At 53.7% G+C, this 19,530-nt stretch carries 21 protein-coding genes; 10 read left to right on the top strand and 11 right to left on the bottom strand.

Annotated elements, in window-relative coordinates; all coding sequences use genetic code 11:
• Positions 1–299: 299 nt before the first annotated feature.
• The 4 genes from LQZ21_RS07675 to LQZ21_RS07660 form a co-directional block, all read right to left on the bottom strand.
• A complete protein-coding gene (locus LQZ21_RS07675; protein ID WP_486401690.1) occupies positions 300–1,073 on the bottom strand; it encodes an amino acid ABC transporter ATP-binding protein in 774 nt (257 codons plus the stop codon).
• A 60-nt stretch (positions 1,074–1,133) separates the two neighbouring features.
• Positions 1,134–1,811, bottom strand: coding sequence for an amino acid ABC transporter permease (locus tag LQZ21_RS07670; protein WP_411043698.1), 678 nt, complete (start codon positions 1,809–1,811; stop codon positions 1,134–1,136).
• Complete coding sequence (locus LQZ21_RS07665) at positions 1,811–2,623, bottom strand: ABC transporter substrate-binding protein (RefSeq protein ID WP_411043697.1); 813 nt, start codon at positions 2,621–2,623, stop codon at positions 1,811–1,813. The genes LQZ21_RS07670 and LQZ21_RS07665 overlap by 1 nt, the downstream gene beginning before the upstream one ends.
• Before the next feature lie 254 nt (positions 2,624–2,877).
• On the bottom strand, positions 2,878–3,336 hold the full coding sequence (locus LQZ21_RS07660; RefSeq protein ID WP_411043696.1) for an Hsp20/alpha crystallin family protein: 459 nt from the start codon (positions 3,334–3,336) through the stop codon (positions 2,878–2,880).
• A 352-nt stretch (positions 3,337–3,688) separates the two neighbouring features.
• Here LQZ21_RS07660 and LQZ21_RS07655 point away from each other — a divergent pair, with 352 nt between their 5' ends.
• Together LQZ21_RS07655 and LQZ21_RS07650 are read left to right on the top strand one after the other, a co-directional pair.
• Entirely contained in the window at positions 3,689–5,731 is a 2,043-nt protein-coding gene (locus LQZ21_RS07655; protein ID WP_411043695.1) for a plasmid pRiA4b ORF-3 family protein, read from the top strand.
• A gap of 4 nt (positions 5,732–5,735) precedes the next feature.
• Positions 5,736–6,206 (top strand): PTS sugar transporter subunit IIA, encoded by a 471-nt coding sequence (locus LQZ21_RS07650; protein WP_411043694.1) that lies wholly within the window; start codon positions 5,736–5,738, stop codon positions 6,204–6,206.
• A gap of 22 nt (positions 6,207–6,228) precedes the next feature.
• Here the strand turns inward: LQZ21_RS07650 and LQZ21_RS07645 are convergent, their stop codons facing one another.
• The gene (locus LQZ21_RS07645; protein ID WP_411043693.1) at positions 6,229–7,836 is read right to left on the bottom strand and encodes a hypothetical protein; all 1,608 of its coding nucleotides are present in this window, start codon (positions 7,834–7,836) and stop codon (positions 6,229–6,231) included.
• 275 nt (positions 7,837–8,111) lie between these two features.
• On the opposite strand from LQZ21_RS07645, the gene alr reads away from it, so the two are divergent.
• Positions 8,112–9,218, top strand: a complete 1,107-nt coding sequence (gene alr / locus LQZ21_RS07640) for an alanine racemase (RefSeq protein WP_411043692.1) — start codon at positions 8,112–8,114, stop codon at positions 9,216–9,218.
• Positions 9,219–9,324: 106 nt separating this feature from the next.
• Here the strand turns inward: alr and LQZ21_RS07635 are convergent, their stop codons facing one another.
• From LQZ21_RS07635 to LQZ21_RS07625, 3 genes are all read right to left on the bottom strand, one after another.
• The gene (locus tag LQZ21_RS07635; protein WP_411043691.1) at positions 9,325–10,716 is read right to left on the bottom strand and encodes an autotransporter outer membrane beta-barrel domain-containing protein; all 1,392 of its coding nucleotides are present in this window, start codon (positions 10,714–10,716) and stop codon (positions 9,325–9,327) included.
• A 117-nt stretch (positions 10,717–10,833) separates the two neighbouring features.
• A complete protein-coding gene (locus tag LQZ21_RS07630; RefSeq protein WP_411043690.1) occupies positions 10,834–11,097 on the bottom strand; it encodes a Txe/YoeB family addiction module toxin in 264 nt (87 codons plus the stop codon).
• The gene (locus tag LQZ21_RS07625) at positions 11,090–11,347 is read right to left on the bottom strand and encodes a type II toxin-antitoxin system Phd/YefM family antitoxin (RefSeq protein WP_411043689.1); all 258 of its coding nucleotides are present in this window, start codon (positions 11,345–11,347) and stop codon (positions 11,090–11,092) included. The genes LQZ21_RS07630 and LQZ21_RS07625 overlap by 8 nt, the downstream gene beginning before the upstream one ends.
• Positions 11,348–11,574: 227 nt before the next feature.
• On the opposite strand from LQZ21_RS07625, the gene LQZ21_RS07620 reads away from it, so the two are divergent.
• Positions 11,575–12,228, top strand: a complete 654-nt coding sequence (locus LQZ21_RS07620) for an ATP-dependent Clp protease proteolytic subunit (protein ID WP_411043688.1) — start codon at positions 11,575–11,577, stop codon at positions 12,226–12,228.
• A gap of 49 nt (positions 12,229–12,277) precedes the next feature.
• Positions 12,278–12,913 carry an aminoacyl-tRNA hydrolase gene (gene pth / locus LQZ21_RS07615; protein WP_411043687.1) on the top strand — a complete coding sequence of 212 codons (636 nt, stop codon included), beginning with the start codon at positions 12,278–12,280 and terminating at the stop codon, positions 12,911–12,913.
• Positions 12,914–12,920: 7 nt separating this feature from the next.
• On the opposite strand, the gene LQZ21_RS07610 is transcribed toward pth, so the two are convergent.
• Entirely contained in the window at positions 12,921–13,595 is a 675-nt protein-coding gene (locus LQZ21_RS07610; protein ID WP_411043686.1) for a PilZ domain-containing protein, read from the bottom strand.
• A gap of 133 nt (positions 13,596–13,728) precedes the next feature.
• Here LQZ21_RS07610 and mazG point away from each other — a divergent pair, with 133 nt between their 5' ends.
• The 4 genes from mazG (at position 13,729) to LQZ21_RS07590 (ending at position 16,797) form a co-directional block, all read left to right on the top strand.
• Positions 13,729–14,550, top strand: a complete 822-nt coding sequence (gene mazG, locus LQZ21_RS07605; RefSeq protein ID WP_411043685.1) for a nucleoside triphosphate pyrophosphohydrolase — start codon at positions 13,729–13,731, stop codon at positions 14,548–14,550.
• A 16-nt stretch (positions 14,551–14,566) separates the two neighbouring features.
• A complete protein-coding gene (locus LQZ21_RS07600; RefSeq protein WP_411043684.1) occupies positions 14,567–15,205 on the top strand; it encodes a hypothetical protein in 639 nt (212 codons plus the stop codon).
• 3 nt (positions 15,206–15,208) lie between these two features.
• Positions 15,209–15,784 carry a DNA-3-methyladenine glycosylase I gene (locus LQZ21_RS07595; RefSeq protein WP_411043683.1) on the top strand — a complete coding sequence of 192 codons (576 nt, stop codon included), beginning with the start codon at positions 15,209–15,211 and terminating at the stop codon, positions 15,782–15,784.
• 482 nt (positions 15,785–16,266) lie between these two features.
• Positions 16,267–16,797 carry a Smr/MutS family protein gene (locus tag LQZ21_RS07590; RefSeq protein ID WP_411043682.1) on the top strand — a complete coding sequence of 177 codons (531 nt, stop codon included), beginning with the start codon at positions 16,267–16,269 and terminating at the stop codon, positions 16,795–16,797.
• 91 nt (positions 16,798–16,888) lie between these two features.
• Here LQZ21_RS07590 and infA read toward each other — a convergent pair whose 3' ends face one another.
• Complete coding sequence (gene infA / locus LQZ21_RS07585) at positions 16,889–17,113, bottom strand: translation initiation factor IF-1 (RefSeq protein ID WP_015712109.1); 225 nt, start codon at positions 17,111–17,113, stop codon at positions 16,889–16,891.
• Positions 17,114–17,309: 196 nt separating this feature from the next.
• On the opposite strand from infA, the gene LQZ21_RS07580 reads away from it, so the two are divergent.
• Positions 17,310–18,488: an MFS transporter gene (locus LQZ21_RS07580; RefSeq protein ID WP_411043681.1), complete on the top strand. Its 1,179-nt coding sequence runs from the start codon at positions 17,310–17,312 to the stop codon at positions 18,486–18,488.
• Positions 18,489–18,495: 7 nt separating this feature from the next.
• Here the strand turns inward: LQZ21_RS07580 and LQZ21_RS07575 are convergent, their stop codons facing one another.
• A complete protein-coding gene (locus tag LQZ21_RS07575) occupies positions 18,496–19,353 on the bottom strand; it encodes an SDR family NAD(P)-dependent oxidoreductase (RefSeq protein WP_411043680.1) in 858 nt (285 codons plus the stop codon).
• Positions 19,354–19,530: the final 177 nt, after the last annotated feature.

Raw genomic sequence — 19,530 nt, 5'->3', positions numbered from 1 at the left:
ATATTATTGGTAATTAGGCTGTCTGTTAGACAGCCTTTATTTTTATACTGAGGAGGTATCCTTGCAATGGTTAGGTAATGGTCTGTATTGGCGAGAATGGGTAGTCCGTCTGCCAAAAGACAATTACGTTCCCAGGGACTGTTCCTCGTGGGTGTTTGTTAAGCAAGTAGACGAAAAACAGCTTGTTTATCGAAAGATCCGGGATAGGCTCGGTAAGTATTGGTTAGGGGAAATCCGTGTAAATTTTTGGAAAATGGAGTGTACCGAGCTTGTAACATCAAAGTATCAGGGACACATCGTTAGAGCACGCTCTGCAGGAATTGGCGGGTCCGGTCGTTTTGGGGGTTGTTGAACATGGTCGAGGGCTGTCCCACCTCCAGGATGGAGCCTTCAAACATAAAAACCACCTTGTCGGCTGCTTCCCGGGCAAAACCCATCTCGTGGGTTACCACCAGCATGGTCATCCCCCCCTGGGCCAGGGTTTTCATGACCGCCAGAACCTCCCCCACCAGCTCCGGGTCCAGGGCTGAGGTGGGCTCGTCGAAAAGCATGATCTTCGGCTCCATGGCCAGGGCCCGGGCAATAGCCACCCGTTGCTGCTGCCCCCCGGATAACTGGGAAGGGTAGGCATCGATCTTGTCCGAGAGCCCCACCCGGTCCATCAGGACCTTGGCCTTTTCCCGGGCCTCCTCCACCGGTACTCTCCGTACATGGACCGGGGCAAGGATAAGGTTTTCGATCACTGTTTTGTGGGGAAAAAGGTTGAAGCTCTGAAACACCATCCCCACTTCCAGAAGGGATTGGTTCAGTTCATGGTGGGGCATCTTTACCAGATTCGCCCCGTCCACATAGTCAAAAAGCAGCTTGTCATCGATATAGATTTTGCCCCGGTCTATTTTCTCCAGCCGGTTGAGGGTCCGCAAATAAGTCGACTTTCCCGCCCCCGAAGGGCCGATAATGCACACCACCTCCTTTTGCTCCACCGTGAGGGAAACATCTTTTAACACCTCCAGGGAGGGCCTGCCGGCGGTGTGGAAGGTCTTGCTTATATCCACGGTCTTTATCATTGACATGGGGCGCTGCTCCGATAGCACAGATTATAGGACGCCGCTAAAATCCACATTTTAACGGCCCTAAATATACACCGAATACTTTTTTTCCAGTTTATGAAAAACAAAGGTGAAAACGGCGGTAATAATCAGGTACAAAATCATAGCCGGAATATACACCATTGCCGAACGGGTGGAAGACTCGATGTTTCTGGTTTCCTTGGTGATATCCGCCAGGGCGATCATGGAAACCAGAGAAGCATCCTTCAAAACCATGATGAATTCGTTACCCACCGGCGGAATGAGCCGCCGTATGGACTGGGGGATCACCACCAGCCGCATGGTCTGGGCGTAGGAAAGCCCCAAGGCCCGGGAGGCCTCGAATTGCCCCTTGTTGATACTCTGAATTGCCGCCCGGATAATCTCCGCACAGTAGGCGGCGGAGTTGAGGCCGAAGGCGATAAAGGCCGGGATAAACCGGTCAAAAAACTGATTCCCCGTCCTGATGATAAAGAAAGGCGAAACCATGGGAAGGGCGTAGTAGATAAAGTAGAGCTGCATCAAAAGGGGGGTGCCCCGGAAAAAAAAGATATAGGCGCTGCAAAACCGGTTGAGGATTTTGAGCTTAGACATCTTCCCCAGGGCAAGGAAGAGACTAAGCACCAGCCCCGCAGAGACCGAGAGGATAGTAAGACCAATGGTAATCCTGGACCCGGAGAGAAGCTTCGGTATCCAGGATAAAATTCTCTCCAGGCTATTCATTATTTACGGGCGGCAGATACCATGTCCATCTTAAAGATCTCCTGAGAAATTTTCAACATGGTCCCATCGGCAAAGAGTTCATCCAGAGCCTTATCAATGGCCGCGGTAAGGGCATCGTTCCCCTTCTTGAGACAGATACCGAATTTCTCATCCGCCTGCCCCTGCCACACGATCTCGAAGGGGGAATCCGCCGGCGCGATATAGTCAAAGGCCACCAGGCTGTCACAGACAATGGCATCCACCCGGCCGAGTTTGAGCTCATCGAAGCAGTTAATCACCTTGTCGTATTCATAGGGGGTGAATTGCAGCCCCTGGCTCTGTTGTAATTGGGCCATGTAGATGTCCGAGGTGGTTTCCGCCTGATAGGCGACCCCCAGGCCGTTAAGATCTTCGGGCCTCCGGGCTTTAATCGAGGAGCCCTTGAGCAGTACCAGGGCCTGGGCATTACCGATATAGGGTTTGGTGAAGTTGTTCTTTGCCAGCCGCTCCTCGGTGATGGTTACCGCCGACATGATACAGTCGTATTTGCCCGTATCAACCCCGGCAAAAATACCGTCCCAGGCGGTATCTATAAACTCGACCTCCAGCCCCAGTTTGGCCGCAATGGCCCGGGCCATCTGGACATCGAACCCAACCACATTGCCGTTTTCATCCTGATACTCCATGGGGGGATACCCGATTTCCATGCCGATGGAGAGTACCCCGGGCTTGATGGTTAAGCCCCCGGATGACTGCCGGGAACCACCGGCAAAAACGCCGCCGGCCAGGACAAGGCCCGCCAAAATCAGTCCAACAAATTTATTACCTTTCATAGTAGTATTCCTCCTCAAAAAATATGGGGTTTACCGGTACACCCCGAATAACCGTTAGTATACCGTGATACTTTTTTCTCTGTCAATAAGCGGAGGCCCTAAAAATGTATTTTTATGCGAATTTCTGTATATATATGCGTCAAGATAATAAAAAACCCCGGTGAATTACCGGGGCTTGAGCCGTTTTCAAAACCCTGTTGCTTTTAAAACAGCGGCTGTTTCAGCTTTGAAACAACCGCTATGGCTGCGGAGGCTTACTTCCCAATGGTGATAAGCCGCTTCTGGGTTTCCGCCCGCTTTTTGATTTCCAGGCAGAGCAGACCGTTTTTGAAATTCGCGGTGATGTTCTCCTGATCCGCATCCTCCGGCAATTTAAAGGAGCGGCTGAAGGAGGTTTTCCGGCGTTCCCGGATATAGTACCGGCCCTCATCCTGCTGGACTTCTTTTTTTTCGGACTTTTCTTCCTTTTTCGATTTGATGATCAGGGTGCGATTGTCCAGGTGGATTTCCAGATCCTTTTCATCGTAACCGGGAAGTTCCGCCTCCAGAATATAGCTTCCGTCGACTTCCCGAACATCCACCGCCGGGGAATAGTTAAAAAGCCGATCCGAAGGGGTCAAGGGCGACTCCCCAAAGAAGGACTCCATATACCGGTCAAAATCATTTAGGGCCTTCTCAATGGTGAGTGGGCGATACAAGGTTACTGCTTTCATGTTTTTATCTCCTCTTACAACTAGATTTTTTTGGGGTAATTACCCGCAGTTTCCGGGTTTTTACTCCCCTATACCTATATATAGCAAAAACCGTGCCAAGTAGGCCAAAATTCTCGAAAAAATTCAAAAAAATTTAATTAACGTAATTCCTTGCTATATAAAGAATTAGATCATACCCTAATAAAAGGGGTGAATTTTTAAACGTTCAAAAAAATACTGCCGGATATATTTCAAATGAAATAGTATCAAAATGACACGCATGTGTCAAAAACGCATTTTGCCGGGTCCAAAATGATACAGTTGACACACCGGCTTGTCATCTAGGCTCCTTTGAGGCATATTTAAAGTAACTATGACGGTAAACCAGGAAGGCGCCCTTAAAGAATTTCTCGACAATATCACCGAGCCCTTCAGCTTAAGCGATGTGGTGGCCTTTGTCCGCATGATCGATCCCAAACGGAGCGGGCGGCTTTCCATGGAAATCTCCTCGTTTATTGAATCCCGGAATATCGCCTTCCACCTGGGCACCAACCGCTGGGTTTCTCGGCGGGGTTGTTTTGAGCCGGTGCGCTTTGTCATAAGCCCTACCAGGCTGGAACTGCTCAACGGGATCCTCATCCCCGGACACCGGTGCGTACCCTTTGCCAATCCGGACCTTTTGCCCCAAAAATATACCTTCACTTGGAAGGGCCAGCCGATTCCCATGACCACCACCGAGGGACCGCCGGATGAATTTTATCCCTATTACAGTATTTACGGGGAAGAATATGCCCCCCAATACGTGGCCCGGGATAATCCTGAAAACGAATCCGCCTTTAACTATGACCCCTACGAGGATCCGGTGGAAGTCTCCATCCAAACCCTGGATATGCGGAACATATACCGGGAGGCGGCGTTTGTGCCCGGGGATTGTTTTGTGGCCCAGACCCTGGATTGGAAAAATGGTTCCTTTGAGCTGGAACGGGTCGCTAAGGATGCATGGTCCCAGGCGGAACTCTACGACTGGTTTGAGGCCGCCGAGGGGGGCTTTGAGGATTCCTTTGAGTTTCTGGGGCCCGGTACCTCCACGGAGGAGCAGATAGCCTATGCCTATTGGTTCGGCGGGAAGCGGATGCGGGAAGTGCCCGCCTATTCCCTGGAGACCTTTCTTTACGATAAAACCGATCGGATCGAAACCGTGGCCTACGGCATAGAAACCCGGTTTTGGTACGCGGGAAAGGAGATTCCGGATCGGAAGGACCTGGAGGGGATCCAGTCCCTGCCGGACAAGACCGTGCTGGAGGAGATCCTCTATAAAAACAAGGTCCCCATATCCGAATATGTGATCCAGGCCTATGTATGGGATTCCCTGTACCGTAATGATATCCAGGTCCCGCATATCTTTAACCGGATCATCCCCCCGTCGGTAAACCTGGATAAACAAAGCCAGGATTACCTCGGCGAATATATCACCGATGCCCTGGAAGACTTTCAGAAGATGTATTCCCCCTTTGCCGATCAGACCACGGGACCCCTACGGCAGCGGGTAGGGGAACTGCACACCGCGGTGATAGATCTGGCCGCCCGGATATACAAAAGCGATATTGATGTGTCCTGGCTGCCCCGGCATACCTTTGTGATCCTCTCCCAGATCCAGGGCCATGCCGCCAGTGTCCTTGAGGACCTGGACCTGGAGCCTGAGCCGGACCCCGAGTGGGCCCTCACCGCAACGGAGCTGGAAGCCATGGATAATTCCCTGGACAGTATGATCGAAACCTATGAAGATATAAAGGAACTGATAGAGGATGCCCTGGACAGCTTCAGGCGGAACAATATTTCCATGGTGAAAGGGCCCAGAAAGGGCTTGCGGATGCTTGAGGCCCGGACGATCCAGATAAGCATCGGGGGGACCGAGGTATGGCGCCGGATCATCGTTCCCGAGGCATTCCGGCTTAAGGACTTGCACCTGGTTATCCAAACCCTTTTTGGGTGGAGCGGGGGCATGGCCTTCCGGTTTATCACCGGGGGGAATTTCCACCATCGGCTTTCCGGGGAGACCCCGGAGCCAAACCTGGAATCCAGCATCGCCGATCTTGCCGCCCAGGGGGTATCGGAATTGATCTATGAATACGGAACCCGGTGGAACGTAAAAATCATGATCCTCTCCCGTATTGAGGGGAAAGCGGAAAGTCCGGTCCGCTGTTCCGCCGGCGCCGGCGCCGCGCCTCCGGAAAATGTCGCCGGTCCCGCCCGGTTCAGGAAACTTTTATCCGCCTTGGAGCAGGGAAACGGGCCGGAACACCGGTCCGCCCTGGACGAATTAGGGCAAAATTTTGATCCCCAGGCCTTTGATCTGGAATTAAGTAACCGTAATTTAGCCGCCGGGATAGTTCAAATAAAAAATAGCGAGGTTTAAAAAGATGAATCATGGATTTGCCGAGTTGATTCAACGGGGAGGGGTATACTCCCCTATCCAGGGGAATACCCCCGAAGAGGTGCTCACCACCCTGATCGCCAGCATACCAACCCTTCCTTCTGTCATAAGCCGGGATCAACTGCTGAAGGAGGTCCTTGAACGGGAAGCGCTGATGTCCACCGCCATTGGCAGGGGCATTGCCCTGCCTCATCCCCGGACGCCCCTCATTACCGACCCCCAGGAACAACAGGTGATTATCGCCTTTTTGGACCGGGAAGTGGACTGGCAAGCCCTGGACGGGGAAGCGGTTCATACGGTGATGCTCATTGTGTCCGCTTCAACAAAGCTTCACCTCCATACCCTTTCGGAGATCAACTTTCTCTGCCGTCAGGAAAAGTTCTACGACATCCTTAAAAAGCGTTTGCCGGCGGAAGAAATTATCAAGGCCGTTGAAGAGGCGGAACAAACCTGGTAATAGGGAAGGGGCGGGGCTGCAATTAACTTTCCGATTGGGGGGCACTGTCCTGGGCACGGGCCGATGTTTTCGGCGAAACCGCTGTGGCAATTGTTTTTTCTTCCCCTTCTTCCGATTCCCAGGGGGCATTGTTTATGTCATACACGGATCGCAATTCCACAATAACCATGGTTATTTCTTTTTCCGGTTTCGTTTCCTCGGCGGTTTCGTTTTCCGTATCGCCGGGAAGGACAGCTTCCGGGGTTGCTGAAACGCTTCCAAGCCGCAGAGTTCCGGTTCCGGTAATAAAAGGCGACAGCGCCGAAATATCCGGCTCCAGGAAAACCTCGGTATTGTTCAAAGACAAAGCAGCCCTGACCTGGTTATTGCTGATCTGATAATCAAAGAAGAGGGAAACATACGCCTCCCCTTCCGTCAGGGCCAGGGTTGTTTCATACCGTTCATTCCCCAGGGTCAGGCTCAGGACTAAACCGGCTTCGGCAAGGGATACGTTTATCTGTAAGGGATTGGAAGCATCCTTCAGGTTGAGAAACAGATCTAACAGGGTACCGGTTCCCAGGGGCGCAAAATGCAGTTTTATCCGGCCCTGGCCTTGTTCACTTGGATTCAGGGCGGTAAAAGCAACGGGAAGGGCGTACTGATCCCCGGGGCCGATGGATAATCCATACATACCCCCATGGGGCATCCAGGCAGGGGCGGTGGTTCCCAGGGGGGTAAGTTCCCCTGATTTTCCGGGGTTTTTCACATTATGAAGGGTCCCCGCAAAATCATACCAATGGGTAAAGGGGTCTGCTTCCTCGGCGAAATTTCTCTTCCGCTCATTTTTTGTGGAGACCGGAAGTAAGAGTTCCTTGGTTTTGCCGACTATCCCCCGGAGCCTGCTCTCGGGCATCATGGGGAACACTTCCACCCGGATGTTGTGGAACAGGGGCTGCTCCGGAACCTGCCACATAAAACGGCCGGCCCCTTCGGTGACATAACCTTCGGCGATGCTTTGTTTGCCGCTGTACCAAACCACATAGGGATCCAGCCGTTCATCCGCGTTGATAAGGGCTTCCAGAAGGACATTTTCCCCCGGAGAGGCCAGGTGCGCCCCGGCTAAAGCGCCGGGAAGATAGCTTTGCAGGTCCGTAAGTTCAAATTCGGCGTCGGCAATATAATAAATGGATTTATCGGTCCGGGACAGGACGTCTTTTTGGCCCAGCACTTGAAAAACGAGGGTATAATACCCCAGGGGCAGGTCCTCGGGAATGATAAAAGCGGGCATCTGCTGATCCAGCCGGGACACCTGGATAAATTCCACCTGATTTTTTTTCTCCTGAACATCCCCGGACAGGGCTTCACCCGAGGTTTCGTTGGAGACTGGCTCCCCGTCCCCTATAGGCTCCCCTTCGGACCCAGATTCCTTCCTGGACTCGGCAAAAAGGCTGTAGTGGAATTCCCCGCTTACCTTTTCCCCCTGGGGATTCTGTAAAAAAACCACCAGACCCTGGACATCGGGATCGTTTACCAGGGAATTCTTGAAATAGGGGTAAATATCATTATCCTTACCAACGATAGAACAGGTGTCCAGGGAGACTTCATCTACGAAGGCGCTCACCTGGTAGGTTCCGGAGGAGGATATCACCATATCCCAACCCAGGTCCCCGCAAGCCGTGAGAATTAAAGAAAATAAGATTCCCCACAAGGGGAGAAGTTTTTTCATTCGACCATTCACCTATTCTACTATACTATTATATCACATCAAGGGCCAAAAAACCATGTTTTCCAGAATTTTTTTTAAAATTTTTGTTTTTTTTTATGATTGGCTGTTTCAGCCCTGAAATTTCGAAAAATTCTCACTAAATAACCGAATTGGGGACCGGCTTAATTGTTAAAAAAAAGGAGATCCGGTATGTTTTTATCATGCGGGCAACCAAAGCCATTATCCATTTAGACCGGTTTTGCCGGAATATGCAAGGGGTACGGGAAAGAATAGGTCCCAAGCCGCGGATCTGTGTCCCGGTCAAGGCCGACGCCTACGGTCATGGGGCCGTCAGAATCGCCGGGGCCGCCCTTGAAGCCGGGGCCGGTTTCCTTGCCGTAGCCACGGTGGGCGAAGGGGCGGAGCTTCGGAACGCGGGGATCGGCGCCCCCATCCTCCTCCTCTCCCTTCCTTTGCCGGAGGAACTCCCCGAAGTGGTCTCCCTGGGCCTTATTCCCCTGGTTTCGGACCGGGATTTTATCCGGGAAGCCGCCGGGGCCGCCCAAAAGGCGGGAAAGCCCCTGGAGGTTCACCTTAAGATAGATACCGGCATGGGCCGTCTGGGTTGTTCCCCCGGGGAGGCCCCGGAATTGGCCGGTTGTATTGTCCGGGAAAAGTACCTGCGGCTGGGGGGCACGGCGACCCATCTGGCGGTGTCGGACTCTTCCGCCCCGGCGGATAGGGCCTATACCAAAGAACAGATCGCCCGGTTTCGGGAAGGGGTGGAGGGGATCCGCCGGGCGGGGTTCGAGCCGGGCATTGTCCACGGGGCCAATTCCGGGGGAGTGGTTTTTCATGAAGATTCCTGGTTCGATATGGTCAGACCCGGGATACTCCTCTACGGGTATAGTCCCGGACCGGGGACGCCGGAGGTAACGCCGGTGATGGAACTCCGTACCCGGGTGAGCTGCATAAAGCCGGTGAAAAAGGGGGAGACCGTCTCCTACGGAAGAACCTGGACCGCCCCCCAGGATACGATGATCGCCATCCTCCCCGTGGGTTATGGCGATGGGCTTTCCCGGGGTTTAGGGGGAAATTTCTCCGTAACCATCCGGGGAAGGCGCTGCCCCCTGGTGGGGCGGATCTGCATGGATCAGTGTATGGTGGACTTGGGCCCGGAGCCGGAAATCCGCCGCTGGGAGGAAGTAACGGTTTTTGGTCCCGAAACCTTGACCGCCGCGGATATGGCCGCTGTCCTGGGTACCATCCCCTACGAAATTACCTGCAATATCAACAAACGGGTCCCCCGGATATACCTGGGTTCATGAGGGAGCTGTTCCAGGAATCCTGGATAGTAAGCGTGGAGAACGGTCTAAGCGCCCAACTGGTGTCAGTCACCGTTGCGTTCTCCCGGTCTTTTCTTTCCTTCTATTCCTACTTCTCCCAGTTCGCCGTGGTATCCCCCACGCCGCCTGCGGCGGGGTCGTTGTACGTCCAGGCCCAGGCACTGCTCTCCCACTGGGCGTAGAGCTTAACCTCCGCGCCTGCGGTGGTATTACGCTTTTTACCACCGTCCTCTAGCCAAACCGCGTGCCCTTTGCCGTTCAGGGCGGTGGTATCGGTATCCCCGTAAATGGTCCCGCCCTTTTTGATGAAGGTTCCTCCTGAGACACCTATCCCGCCGCCGCCCCCGACGGTGTTACCGCGGACCTCGCCGCCCTCCATGATGAAGGTTCCCCTCCAGACATTCATCCCGCCGCCTGCCCTGGCGACTGTGTTGCCGCTTATCGTACCGTTCTTCATGGTGAAGGTTGCATTTTCGCCGACTCCCACGCCGCCGCCGTCCTTGGCCGTGTTGCCGCTTATCTCGCCGCCCTCCATGGTGAAGGCTGCGTTTTCGCCGACTTCCACGCCGCCACCGCCGTTGGCTGTGTTGCCGCTTATCTCGCCGTCTTCCATGGTGAAGGTTCCCTTGTGGATCTGCACCCCGCCACCGCTCTTGGCTGTGTTGCCGCTTATCGCGCCGCCCGCCAGGGTGAAGACTGCATTTTCGTTGACCTGCACCCCGCCGCCGCCGTTTTCGATGGCTGTGTTACCGCCTATCTCGCCGTCCTCCATGGTGAAGGTTCCCTTGTTGACATTTACCCCACCGCCGCCCCATTCGGTGGCGGTGTTGCCGCGTATCTCGCCGCCCTGCATGGTGAAGGTTCCGCCTTCGTAGACCTGCACTCCACCGCCGCCCTTGGCGGTGTTGCCGCTTATCGCGCCGGCCGTCAGGGTGAAGATTCCGTTTTCGTTGACCTGCACCCCACCGCCGCCATTATCGGCATTATAATTCTCCGTAATAACAGCGCCCGCCTTCACCTGCAAAATGCCGCCGGAGTGTACATCAACAAGAGCGCGTTCATTGGCGGCGCTCTCGCTGTTTCCCCGCCCTTTCAACGTAAGGTTGTTGTCCAGGGTCAGCGTTACCCCGTTTTCCACGGTAAAGAGCGCGCCCTTCCCGTTTAAACTGACGTTCCGCTCTGCCGCATCGCCTTGTATGGTTATGCTTACCCGCTTGCCGTCGTAGGAAAGCTGCCGGGGAGCGCTCGTTTCATCGGCCTTTACCGTGATGGTATACGCGCCGCCTTCCTTCGCGTTGGCGCCGATCCAATCCAATGCCGCGGCAAGGGTGTCATCATGCGCATCGGGAATAGCAATGGCGGTAAACTGCCCGCCGCCGCCATTGGTGGCAACGCCGGCGGTGCTGGCGCAGCCCGCCAAGGTGATTACTGCCGCCAGAGCGATAAGTTCGAATAAAACAATAGCTTTTATGCTTTTCATAAACCTTCCTTATGCAATAATGAATTTACTCTTGGATACACATACCCTTATCTGGTTTTTCAATGGCGATTTATTGCTATCTGAAAAGGCAAAGCAGGCAATTATCGAATCACAACATCAATTATCATCATAATGAAACCGAAATGAAATGTATACTATCTTTTCTTCTTCAATTGCATATATAACCCTATGTTCCAAGTCTATTCGTCTTGACCAATATCCATTTAAATTGGCTTTCAACGGTTCCGGTTTCCCTATCCCTTCCCGGGGATTTCGTTCTATGTCTTTTATTAATGAATTTATCCGCTTAAGCTGCTTTTTATCGGTGTTTACCCAATATTGATAATCATCCCATGCTTCATCGGTGAATAATTTATTCATTTTCGTATAACTTTTTCTCTTTTATTCTACCCGTTTTGTGCTGATTAATTGACTTTTGAAGATGTTCGGCATTTGTTTTACCGGACAATAAATAGTTTGTTTCCATTAAACTATTATATTCATCTATTGATATAAGCACCACATTTTCATTGTTTTTTCGGGTGATAATTAATGGATCGTGATCATTAAAGACCTTGTCCATATAAGATTTGAGATTTTGCCTCAAATTTGTATAAGTGATTGCATCCATAGACTTAACCTCCGAGTACAATATACTGTACGTTTATATTTTTGTCTATAGAAATTTGAATTTTTTCATAATTTTTTGCCGCAGACCGGTCATTGACCACTGGGGAATAAATACCTATAGTATAAGGGCGGCTTCCAAATTCGAGGATCTGTGCGGATCAGGGTTTTGGAACCTGCGCAACTGTATATTACCGGACGGGTGGCCCGTCCAAGCCGGAGGGACGGTGTATGGACCGGAATTTTAAGAAAAATCAAAGGGTTTTGATCAACCAATATGAACATACCGGGACGCTGGAAGATGAGGAAGATGAAAATGAGGATAAGCCGATGGCGGATCCCCTGGTGTATAAGATGCTTAAAACCCGGACCATCCTGCTTTCGGGGGAGATAAAAAAGGACCTGGCCGAGCGGACTATCCGGCAGCTTTTGCTTTTGGAGGATATGGGGGATGGGCCCATCCGTATTTTTATCGATTCCCCCGGAGGGGACGCCGATGCGGGGTATGCTATTTTCGATATGATCCGTTTTGTCAAAGCCCCGGTTTGGACCATCGGCATGGGCCTGGTGGCCAGCGCCGCGGCGATTATTCAATTAGCCGCCCCCCGGGAACGGCGGGTGGGGCTTCCCAACAGCCACTACCTGATCCATCAGCCCCTGTCGGGGATCCGGGGGGTAGCCACGGACATCGAAATTCACGCCCGGGAACTGGCGAAACTCCGGGAAAAGATCAACCGTCTTATCTCGGAGGAAACCGGGACCGACTATGGACAGGTGGAAAAGGATACCGACCGGGATTTTTGGATGAACGCCGAAGAAGCGGTCCGGTACGGGCTTATCTCCCGGGTTATTGTTCACCGGGGGGAACTATGGGGAGAGCTATGAGGCATCCGGGGATAAGGGGCAGGGGCCCCGCCTTCCCATCAGCCGAAGGATGATAGCGCTGGCCGCTTTTTTAGGGAACCCCGGGGAAGAATACCGGGGCAACCGGCATAATGCCGGGCGGCTTTTAGCGGAAGCCCTTCCTTTTTTCTCTTCCCTGGACTGGAAAAAAAAATACCGGGGCCTTTATGCCGCCCTAGCCGGGGACCTGCTCCGTACCTATGCCGGGCCGGGGCAGGAAACCGGGGAAAATCCCGGGGGCCCGGCGGAGAAGGTACATCTGCTTTTGCCCGAAACCTATATGAACCGCTCCGGGGATTCGGTACTTGCGGCGGCGGCTTTTTTTAAGATCGAACCGGAACATATCCTCGTGGTCCATGATGAATTGGAATTATCCCTGGGTCAGCTTTCCCTTAAATTTTCCGGGGGCCTGGGGGGGCATAACGGCCTCAGGTCCATGAAGGCCCGGTTCGGTACCGCTGATTTTTGGCGGCTCAGGATAGGCATCGGCCGGCCCAACCACGACGATATTTCAGGGTGGGTGTTGTCGGATTTTTCTCCCCAAGAGCGGACCGTTCTGGACCCGGTCCTGGAAGCCGCCGCCGGGGTCCTCATCCAGGCCCTGGCTTTTGGGCCCCAGGGGCTGCTGCCCGAATGGAATAAAAAAAAGATAGCCATGGAAATTTGAAACGGCCTCAGATCTTTAATTGGTCGATATGGTATTGGATCCGCTGTTTGATGTAGTGGTGGATGGCTAATTTGTCCTTCTGGCTCATCCGTTGGTTAAAGAGGATCACCCTGATATGGGGATCGCCCCGCCGGAGCCCCATCAAGACCCCATCGGTCATGATCAGGGCGGACCGGAGTTTTAGCTGGATCCCCCGCATCACGAAATTGGCGGGCATGGGGAGCGGGCGCTCGAATTTAACGGCCACTCCCGCGGAGCTGATATCCAGGAGTTTGCCGTAATACATCTGGTCCGGATCTTTGTAGTTCATGGTGGCGTATTCATCATCCTCACAGAAGGCCCGGATACATTTTCTGCGGCCCTTGGCCTCATTTGCCTGGAGCGCCGCCAGCAGGATTTCGGTACTGGCCTGGAGCCCCAATTTAAGCTGAACATACCCGCAGGGTATGGCCAGGTCCATGAGGTATTTCTGCATTAACTTTTGGTCCGTGTTGTAGGACAGGATACCCAGCCGGCTCTCTTTGGCTACCGGATCTTTCTGAATATCCCGGATATAGGCCTCCCAGTCCTTTTCCGAAAGCCCCTGATCGATGTTGATAAACAGGATCGACCCGGCAAAGTGGGACAAAAGAAGCCGGGCCCGCTGGTGATCATGCAGGGTATAAACTTCAAAACCGCTCATAATGAGGGTATCAAGCACAGCATCCTGAATAACGCTTTGTGGGTATAAAAAAAAGATTTTTTTTCCCGAAAATTCATTTTGCTCTGAAAGGCTACCCATTATTACTAAAATAGTATATGATAAACCATAAATTATGCAAGATCACGCCAATGCCTTTACCGGGCTCTATGATATCGTGAGCCGGCTCCGGGGGCCGGGGGGATGTCCCTGGGACCGGGAACAAACCCCTGCCAGTCTCCGGGGCGATTTAATCGAAGAAACCTATGAATGTGTGGAAGCCATAGATAACCAGGAGCCCGGCCACATTAAGGAAGAGCTGGGGGATCTTTTTTTACTGGTGACCATGCTTTCCTATATGCATGAAGAGGCGGGGCTTTTTTCGGTGGCCGATGTCCTGGGGGCGGTTTCGGAGAAACTCGTCCGCCGGCATCCCCATGTGTTTGGGGAGGTAACGGTAAAGGACAGCGCCGAGGTGCTGGAAAACTGGGCCCGGATCAAGGTGGAGCAGGAGGGCCGCAGTCCCAAGGATTCCCTGCTGGACGGGGTTTCCCGGGGGCTGCCTCCACTGGATCAGGCCTGCAAGCTTCAGAAAAAGGCCGCCAAAGCCGGGTTTGACTGGCCCGCCCTGGCGGGGGTGCTGGACAAGATCGGGGAAGAACTGGGGGAGGTGAAAGAGGCCGTCACCCGGCGCGAAACCGCGGAACAGGGAAAAGCGGAAACCTCCCCGGCGGAGGAAGTGGAAGTGGAAGAGGAATTGGGGGATCTCCTCTTTTCCGTGGTAAATCTTTGCCGCTTCTTACAGGTGGAACCATCGGTGGCCTTGCAGCGGACCAACCTCAAATTTATAAGCCGTTTTAAATATATCGAGAAAAAAATGAAGGAAGGGGGCCATGAGATGGAACGGAAAAACGCGGCCCTTATGGAAAACTATTGGGAAGAAGCGAAAAAGCGTTAAAAGATAGGAGGAAGTTATGTGGTTTGGAAAGCCGGAATATGCGGTGTTTGCCGAGCGCGCTCAATCCGCGATACGGAGCGGAGATAATTTTAATTGGACCTTTATCGCGCTGCTGGCATTGGTGGTGTATGTGTATGCGTCGGAAATTCAAAAGAAAAATTTCCGGGCGGTTTCCGCCGGGCTTGCGCTGTATGCCGTACACTGGTTCTACGAGATACTGAACGCGGTCATCTCCACCGCCTCCGGGTACGCCCTGTGGACGGTATCTCCCGAAAGCACGAGTTTTATCCTGCTCATCGGGGTGAGCTGGGAGCTTTCGATGATGTTTGCCGTCGCGGGACTCACCATGAGCAAACTCCTGCCCGAAGATCCCAAGCGCAAGATCTTGGGTGTTAACAACCGCTGGCTCTTTGCGGTGGGTAACGCCGCTTTTTTTAGCGCGGTAGAGATATTCCTTGCCTCCACGCCTGCGTTTATTTGGGTATATCCGTGGTGGGGCGCGATTCCTGTCTTTGTGACCACCTATGTTCCTTTTTTCCTCGCGGCGTTTCTTGTACCTGATTTAGCGCCCAAAAAGCAGATTGGCTTTATAGCCGGACTCGGCGCGCTGGACGTGGTGCTTCTGGCGGTGCTGATACCCCTGGGGATTGTATAGCCCATGGATATAGTGCGGTGTCCCTGGTGTGAGGGCGATGAACTCTATACGGCCTACCACGACACCGAGTGGGGGGTTCCGCTTTACGACGACCAAAAGCTCTTTGAGCTGCTCATCCTTGAGGGCGCACAGGCGGGGCTTTCGTGGATCACCATTCTGCGGCGGCGCGAAGGGTATCGCGCCGCGTTTAACGGCTTTGACATACAAAAAATAGCGCGCTACAAAGACCGGGACATCGAGCGCCTTATGGGGGACGCCCGTATTATCCGCAACAGAAGAAAAATCATCTCGGCAAAGGATAACGCCCGGGCATTCCTCGCCCTTCAGAAAGCGGCAGGGTCCTTTTCCGCCTGGCTCTGGGCGCATGTCGACGGGAAGCCGGTGGTCAATCATCCCAAAACCATGAGCGACATTCCGGCGGTCTCGCCCCTTTCCGAAACTATCTCAAAGGAATTAAAAAACCTCGGCTTTACCTTTGTGGGGCCTACCATTATGTATGCATATCTGCAATCCGCGGGGCTGGTAAACGACCACCTGGTCGATTGTTTCACCCGGCGGACGCCGCCTGGTAAAGACTAAAAAGGCTGATTAATTCATATTATGCAGGAAGAAGAGGATTAACCACGAACCACTCGAACACCACGAACTTTCGCTTCGATATTCCAGATTTATACCTGAATTCTCTTCTCTCCTTTGTTCGTGAGGTTTGTGAGGTTCGTGGTTAAATTTCATTTTACCGGACGAGGCGCAGAAGGAAGTCGAAAACAGGAAAAAATGAAGTAATTCCGTCCTTTTTGTGCCTATTTGCCTTTGGGTGAATTTCTTACAGGTATCCGTCACCATTGGAACATTAAGAACGAAGAGGAAAAAGTGAAGAGTAGGGCCTTTTTCCTCATTCTTCTCCCTGAATTCTTCATCCTTCCTTCATCGCCTTATGCGCCTTCGTGGTTATTTTTCATTTTACCGGACGAGGCGCAGTAAAAAATACGTAACCATCGCTTGTTTTCCGGAGTTATAAAGGAGAGTAGTAAGAAAAGGTTCATCCGGGAACAGGTTAGGTCATGGATTTTGGGGATATTTTAGAGGAGTGGGAACGGAGAACCGCCGCCGCTTCGGGAAAAAAGCAAAACCCTTCCCGGTTAAAACGGATAGCCCGGAACGGGGCTGATGGCCCGGAGGGGGCCGGGCAAAGCGGGGCGGAGCTGAAGAAGGTGGATCCCCTGACCGCCTGGCTCAGAATGAACCCGGTGTACGATAAGGATGCGGAAATCGATGAGCGGGAAGCCTTTCCCGGGGAACGCCGCCGCCGGCTCCTCTCCCGGCGGCCCGACGCGGTCTTGGATTTGCATGGATTAACCCGGGATGACGCCTGGATCGCCCTGGCGGGTTTTTTTCGGGACAGTCTGAGCCAGGGGTTTGAAAAGGTCCTTATCGTCCATGGAAAGGGGACTCATTCCTCAGGGGCGGGGGTTCTGAAAGAAATCTGCCGTACCTTTATTGAACATTGTCCGTTCGCGGGGGAAAGCGGTCACGGCAGAGCCGTTGATGGAGCCTCCGGAGCTACGTGGGTAATTTTAAAAAAAGGAAAGTAACTGAGCCGGTTTCAAAACTCGTTTTGAAACCGCCTTGCCTGGTAAGGTTTAACGGCCGCGGTTAAAACCCGCCGCCCGCGGGAACTGAGGGTCACCGTTCCCGGTAAATAATACGGCCCCGGCTTAAATCGTAGGGGGAAAGGGCAATCCGTACCCGGTCGCCGGGGACGATACGGATATAGTGTTTGCGCATTTTTCCTGAAAGGTGGGCAAGAATGAGGTGCCCGTTCTGATTATCCAGTTCCACCCGGAACATGGTGTTGGGGAGGGCTTCCTTGACCACCCCTTCTACTTCTATTGCTTCTTCCTTGGCCACATAAACTCCTTGGCGTTTTTGCTTCGTTGCGAAGGCTTTTTCAAAATCAACCGATATTTGAAAAGACCCGTGCGCCTGTTTCAAAACCGAAATTTTGAAATAGACTTCTTATAAATGCTATAATTAAGCCCCTTCCTTGTCAACATACCCCCGGGCCGCATATATCAATTATGTTAAACCTGTGGTAGTATTCCCCATGCGTTCACTTACGTATCGGCACACCCTGGCGGCAAGTTATCTGGGCTATGTTAGTCAGGCCATCGTGAATAACCTTGCCCCGCTTTTGTTTTTGACCTTTCAGCGTCAGTTTGGCATATCCCTGGGCCGCCTGGCTCTGCTTATCTCCCTCAATTTTACCATCCAGCTTTTGGTCGATTTTGCCGCGGTCCACTTTATTGATAGGATTGGGTACCGGATCGCGGCGGTGAGCGCCCATCTGCTCTGCGCCGCCGGTTTGGTTTCCATGGGGATCCTGCCCTTTATCCTGCCGGACCCCTATGTGGGCCTGGTGGTGGCCGTGATCATCAACGCCCTGGGGGGAGGTCTGATCGAGGTGATCATCAGCCCCATTGTGGAAGCCCTGCCCGGGGAACGTAAAGCCGCGGCGATGAGCCTGCTCCATTCCTTCTACTGCTGGGGATATGTAACGGTGGTGGTGTTATCGACCCTGTATTTTAACCTGGCAGGAATCGGGAATTGGCGGTACCTCCCCATGTTGTGGGCCCTGCTGCCCCTGGGGAACGTTTTTTTGTTTGCCAAAACCCCCATGAAAACCCTCATCGACGAGTCCGCCCAGGCCATACCCCTGGGTTCACTTTTCCGGCGGCAGGTTTTTTTGATACTTTTCCTGTTGATGATCTGTTCCGGCGCTTCGGAACAGGCCATGTCCCAGTGGGCCTCTTTTTTTGCCGAGGCGGGATTACGGGTTTCCAAGACCATGGGGGATCTGTTGGGGCCCTGCGCCTTCGCCATCCTCATGGGCCTTTCCCGGGTGTTTTTCGGCCTGCAGAAGGGGGATTTCAAGCTGGAACGGATCCTGCTGATCTCCGGCGCCGTCTGTATTACGAGTTACCTCATCACGGTGTTTTCCCCCTTTCCCCTGCTTGCCCTGGCCGGCTGCGCCCTCTGCGGGCTGTCGGTGGGGGTGATGTGGCCGGGAACCTTCAGCCTGGCTTCCCGGGTTTTCCCCCTGGGCGGTACCGCCATGTTTGCGGTGCTTGCCCTGGCCGGCGATGTCGGCTGCGCTGCGGGTCCCGGCCTGGTGGGGGCCATTATGAATAAAACGACCCTTACCACCGGCTTGTTGGCGGCCATAACCTTTCCGGTCCTGTTGGTTTTAGGAATCTGTCTGCTGCGGTCCCGGACTGCGCGGTGAAGATCCCTCACTTTAGATAGGTGAGGTAGATCAATTTTTCCACCAGGGAATAGGGGAGCAGGCGGCTGAGCACTACCAGCGCCTGGTAGCTGCCCCCTACCACCAAGCGGGCCCGGGGGTGTTTTGCCTCCGCGGTTTTTACTATAGCTTGGGCGACCTTTTCCGGCGCCATGCCCCCCTGTTCATCCCGCTCCATGGTAGAAATCGCCTGTTCCATGGCCTGCCGGTAGGCTTCGGGGCAGGGGGTTCGGACGTTCCGGCGGGCGGCGGTAAAGCCGGTTTTTACATCCCCCGGCAGGATGACGGAACTTTGGATGTTGAAGGGCTTGAGCTCCAGCCGCAGCCCGTCGCTCAGCATGGTCAGGGCCGCCTTGGAACTTGAATAGAGGGTTTGAAAGGGAAGGCTGAAGATCCCCCCTACGGACCCCACGAGGATGATCCGGCCCTCCCCCTGTTTCCGCATGGCCGGCAGCGCCGCGCCGAGCAGCCGCAGGGCGCCGAAATAATTGACCCCCATCTGCCGGGCGGCGTCCTCCGCGGCGCTGACCTCAACAGGACCGGCAAGGCCGTCCCCCGCGGCATGGACCAGCACATCGAGCCGCCCTTCCCGGCGGAGGATCTCCTCGACGCCGGCGGCGACCGCGGCATCACTGGTCAGGTCCATGGACAGGGGATGGAGAACCCCGGCCTGTTGCCCCGGCCCGGAATCCCGCGGCGTCTTCGTAGCCTGCCCAGGCAAAATACCCCGGCGGGAGGCGCAGTATACGGCGGCGCCCCGCTCTGCAAACAGCAGCGCCGCGGCCGCGCCGATACCGGAAGAGGCCCCGGTCACCAGGACAACCCGGCCTTGAAGCGTTCTTTTCATCAGGGGACCTCCTGTCTTCTTGTTTCGCTCTGTTCTGTACTATAATATACCAAAAGACCGAATTGAACGGAAGGCATCTGGCGCCAGGTAAGTTTACTTACAAATAAGTGGTATCCCGCTTCAGCAATGCTTAGTTTCAACGATAGAAAAAACCACGAACCATCACGAACAAAAGAT

Source organism: Treponema sp. TIM-1 (assembly GCF_046533115.1).
Lineage (GTDB): Bacteria > Spirochaetota > Spirochaetia > Treponematales > Breznakiellaceae > JAIRMO01.
Note: the sequence above shows the minus strand (reverse complement) of the source record. Positions and strands in the feature narration are given on the sequence as shown.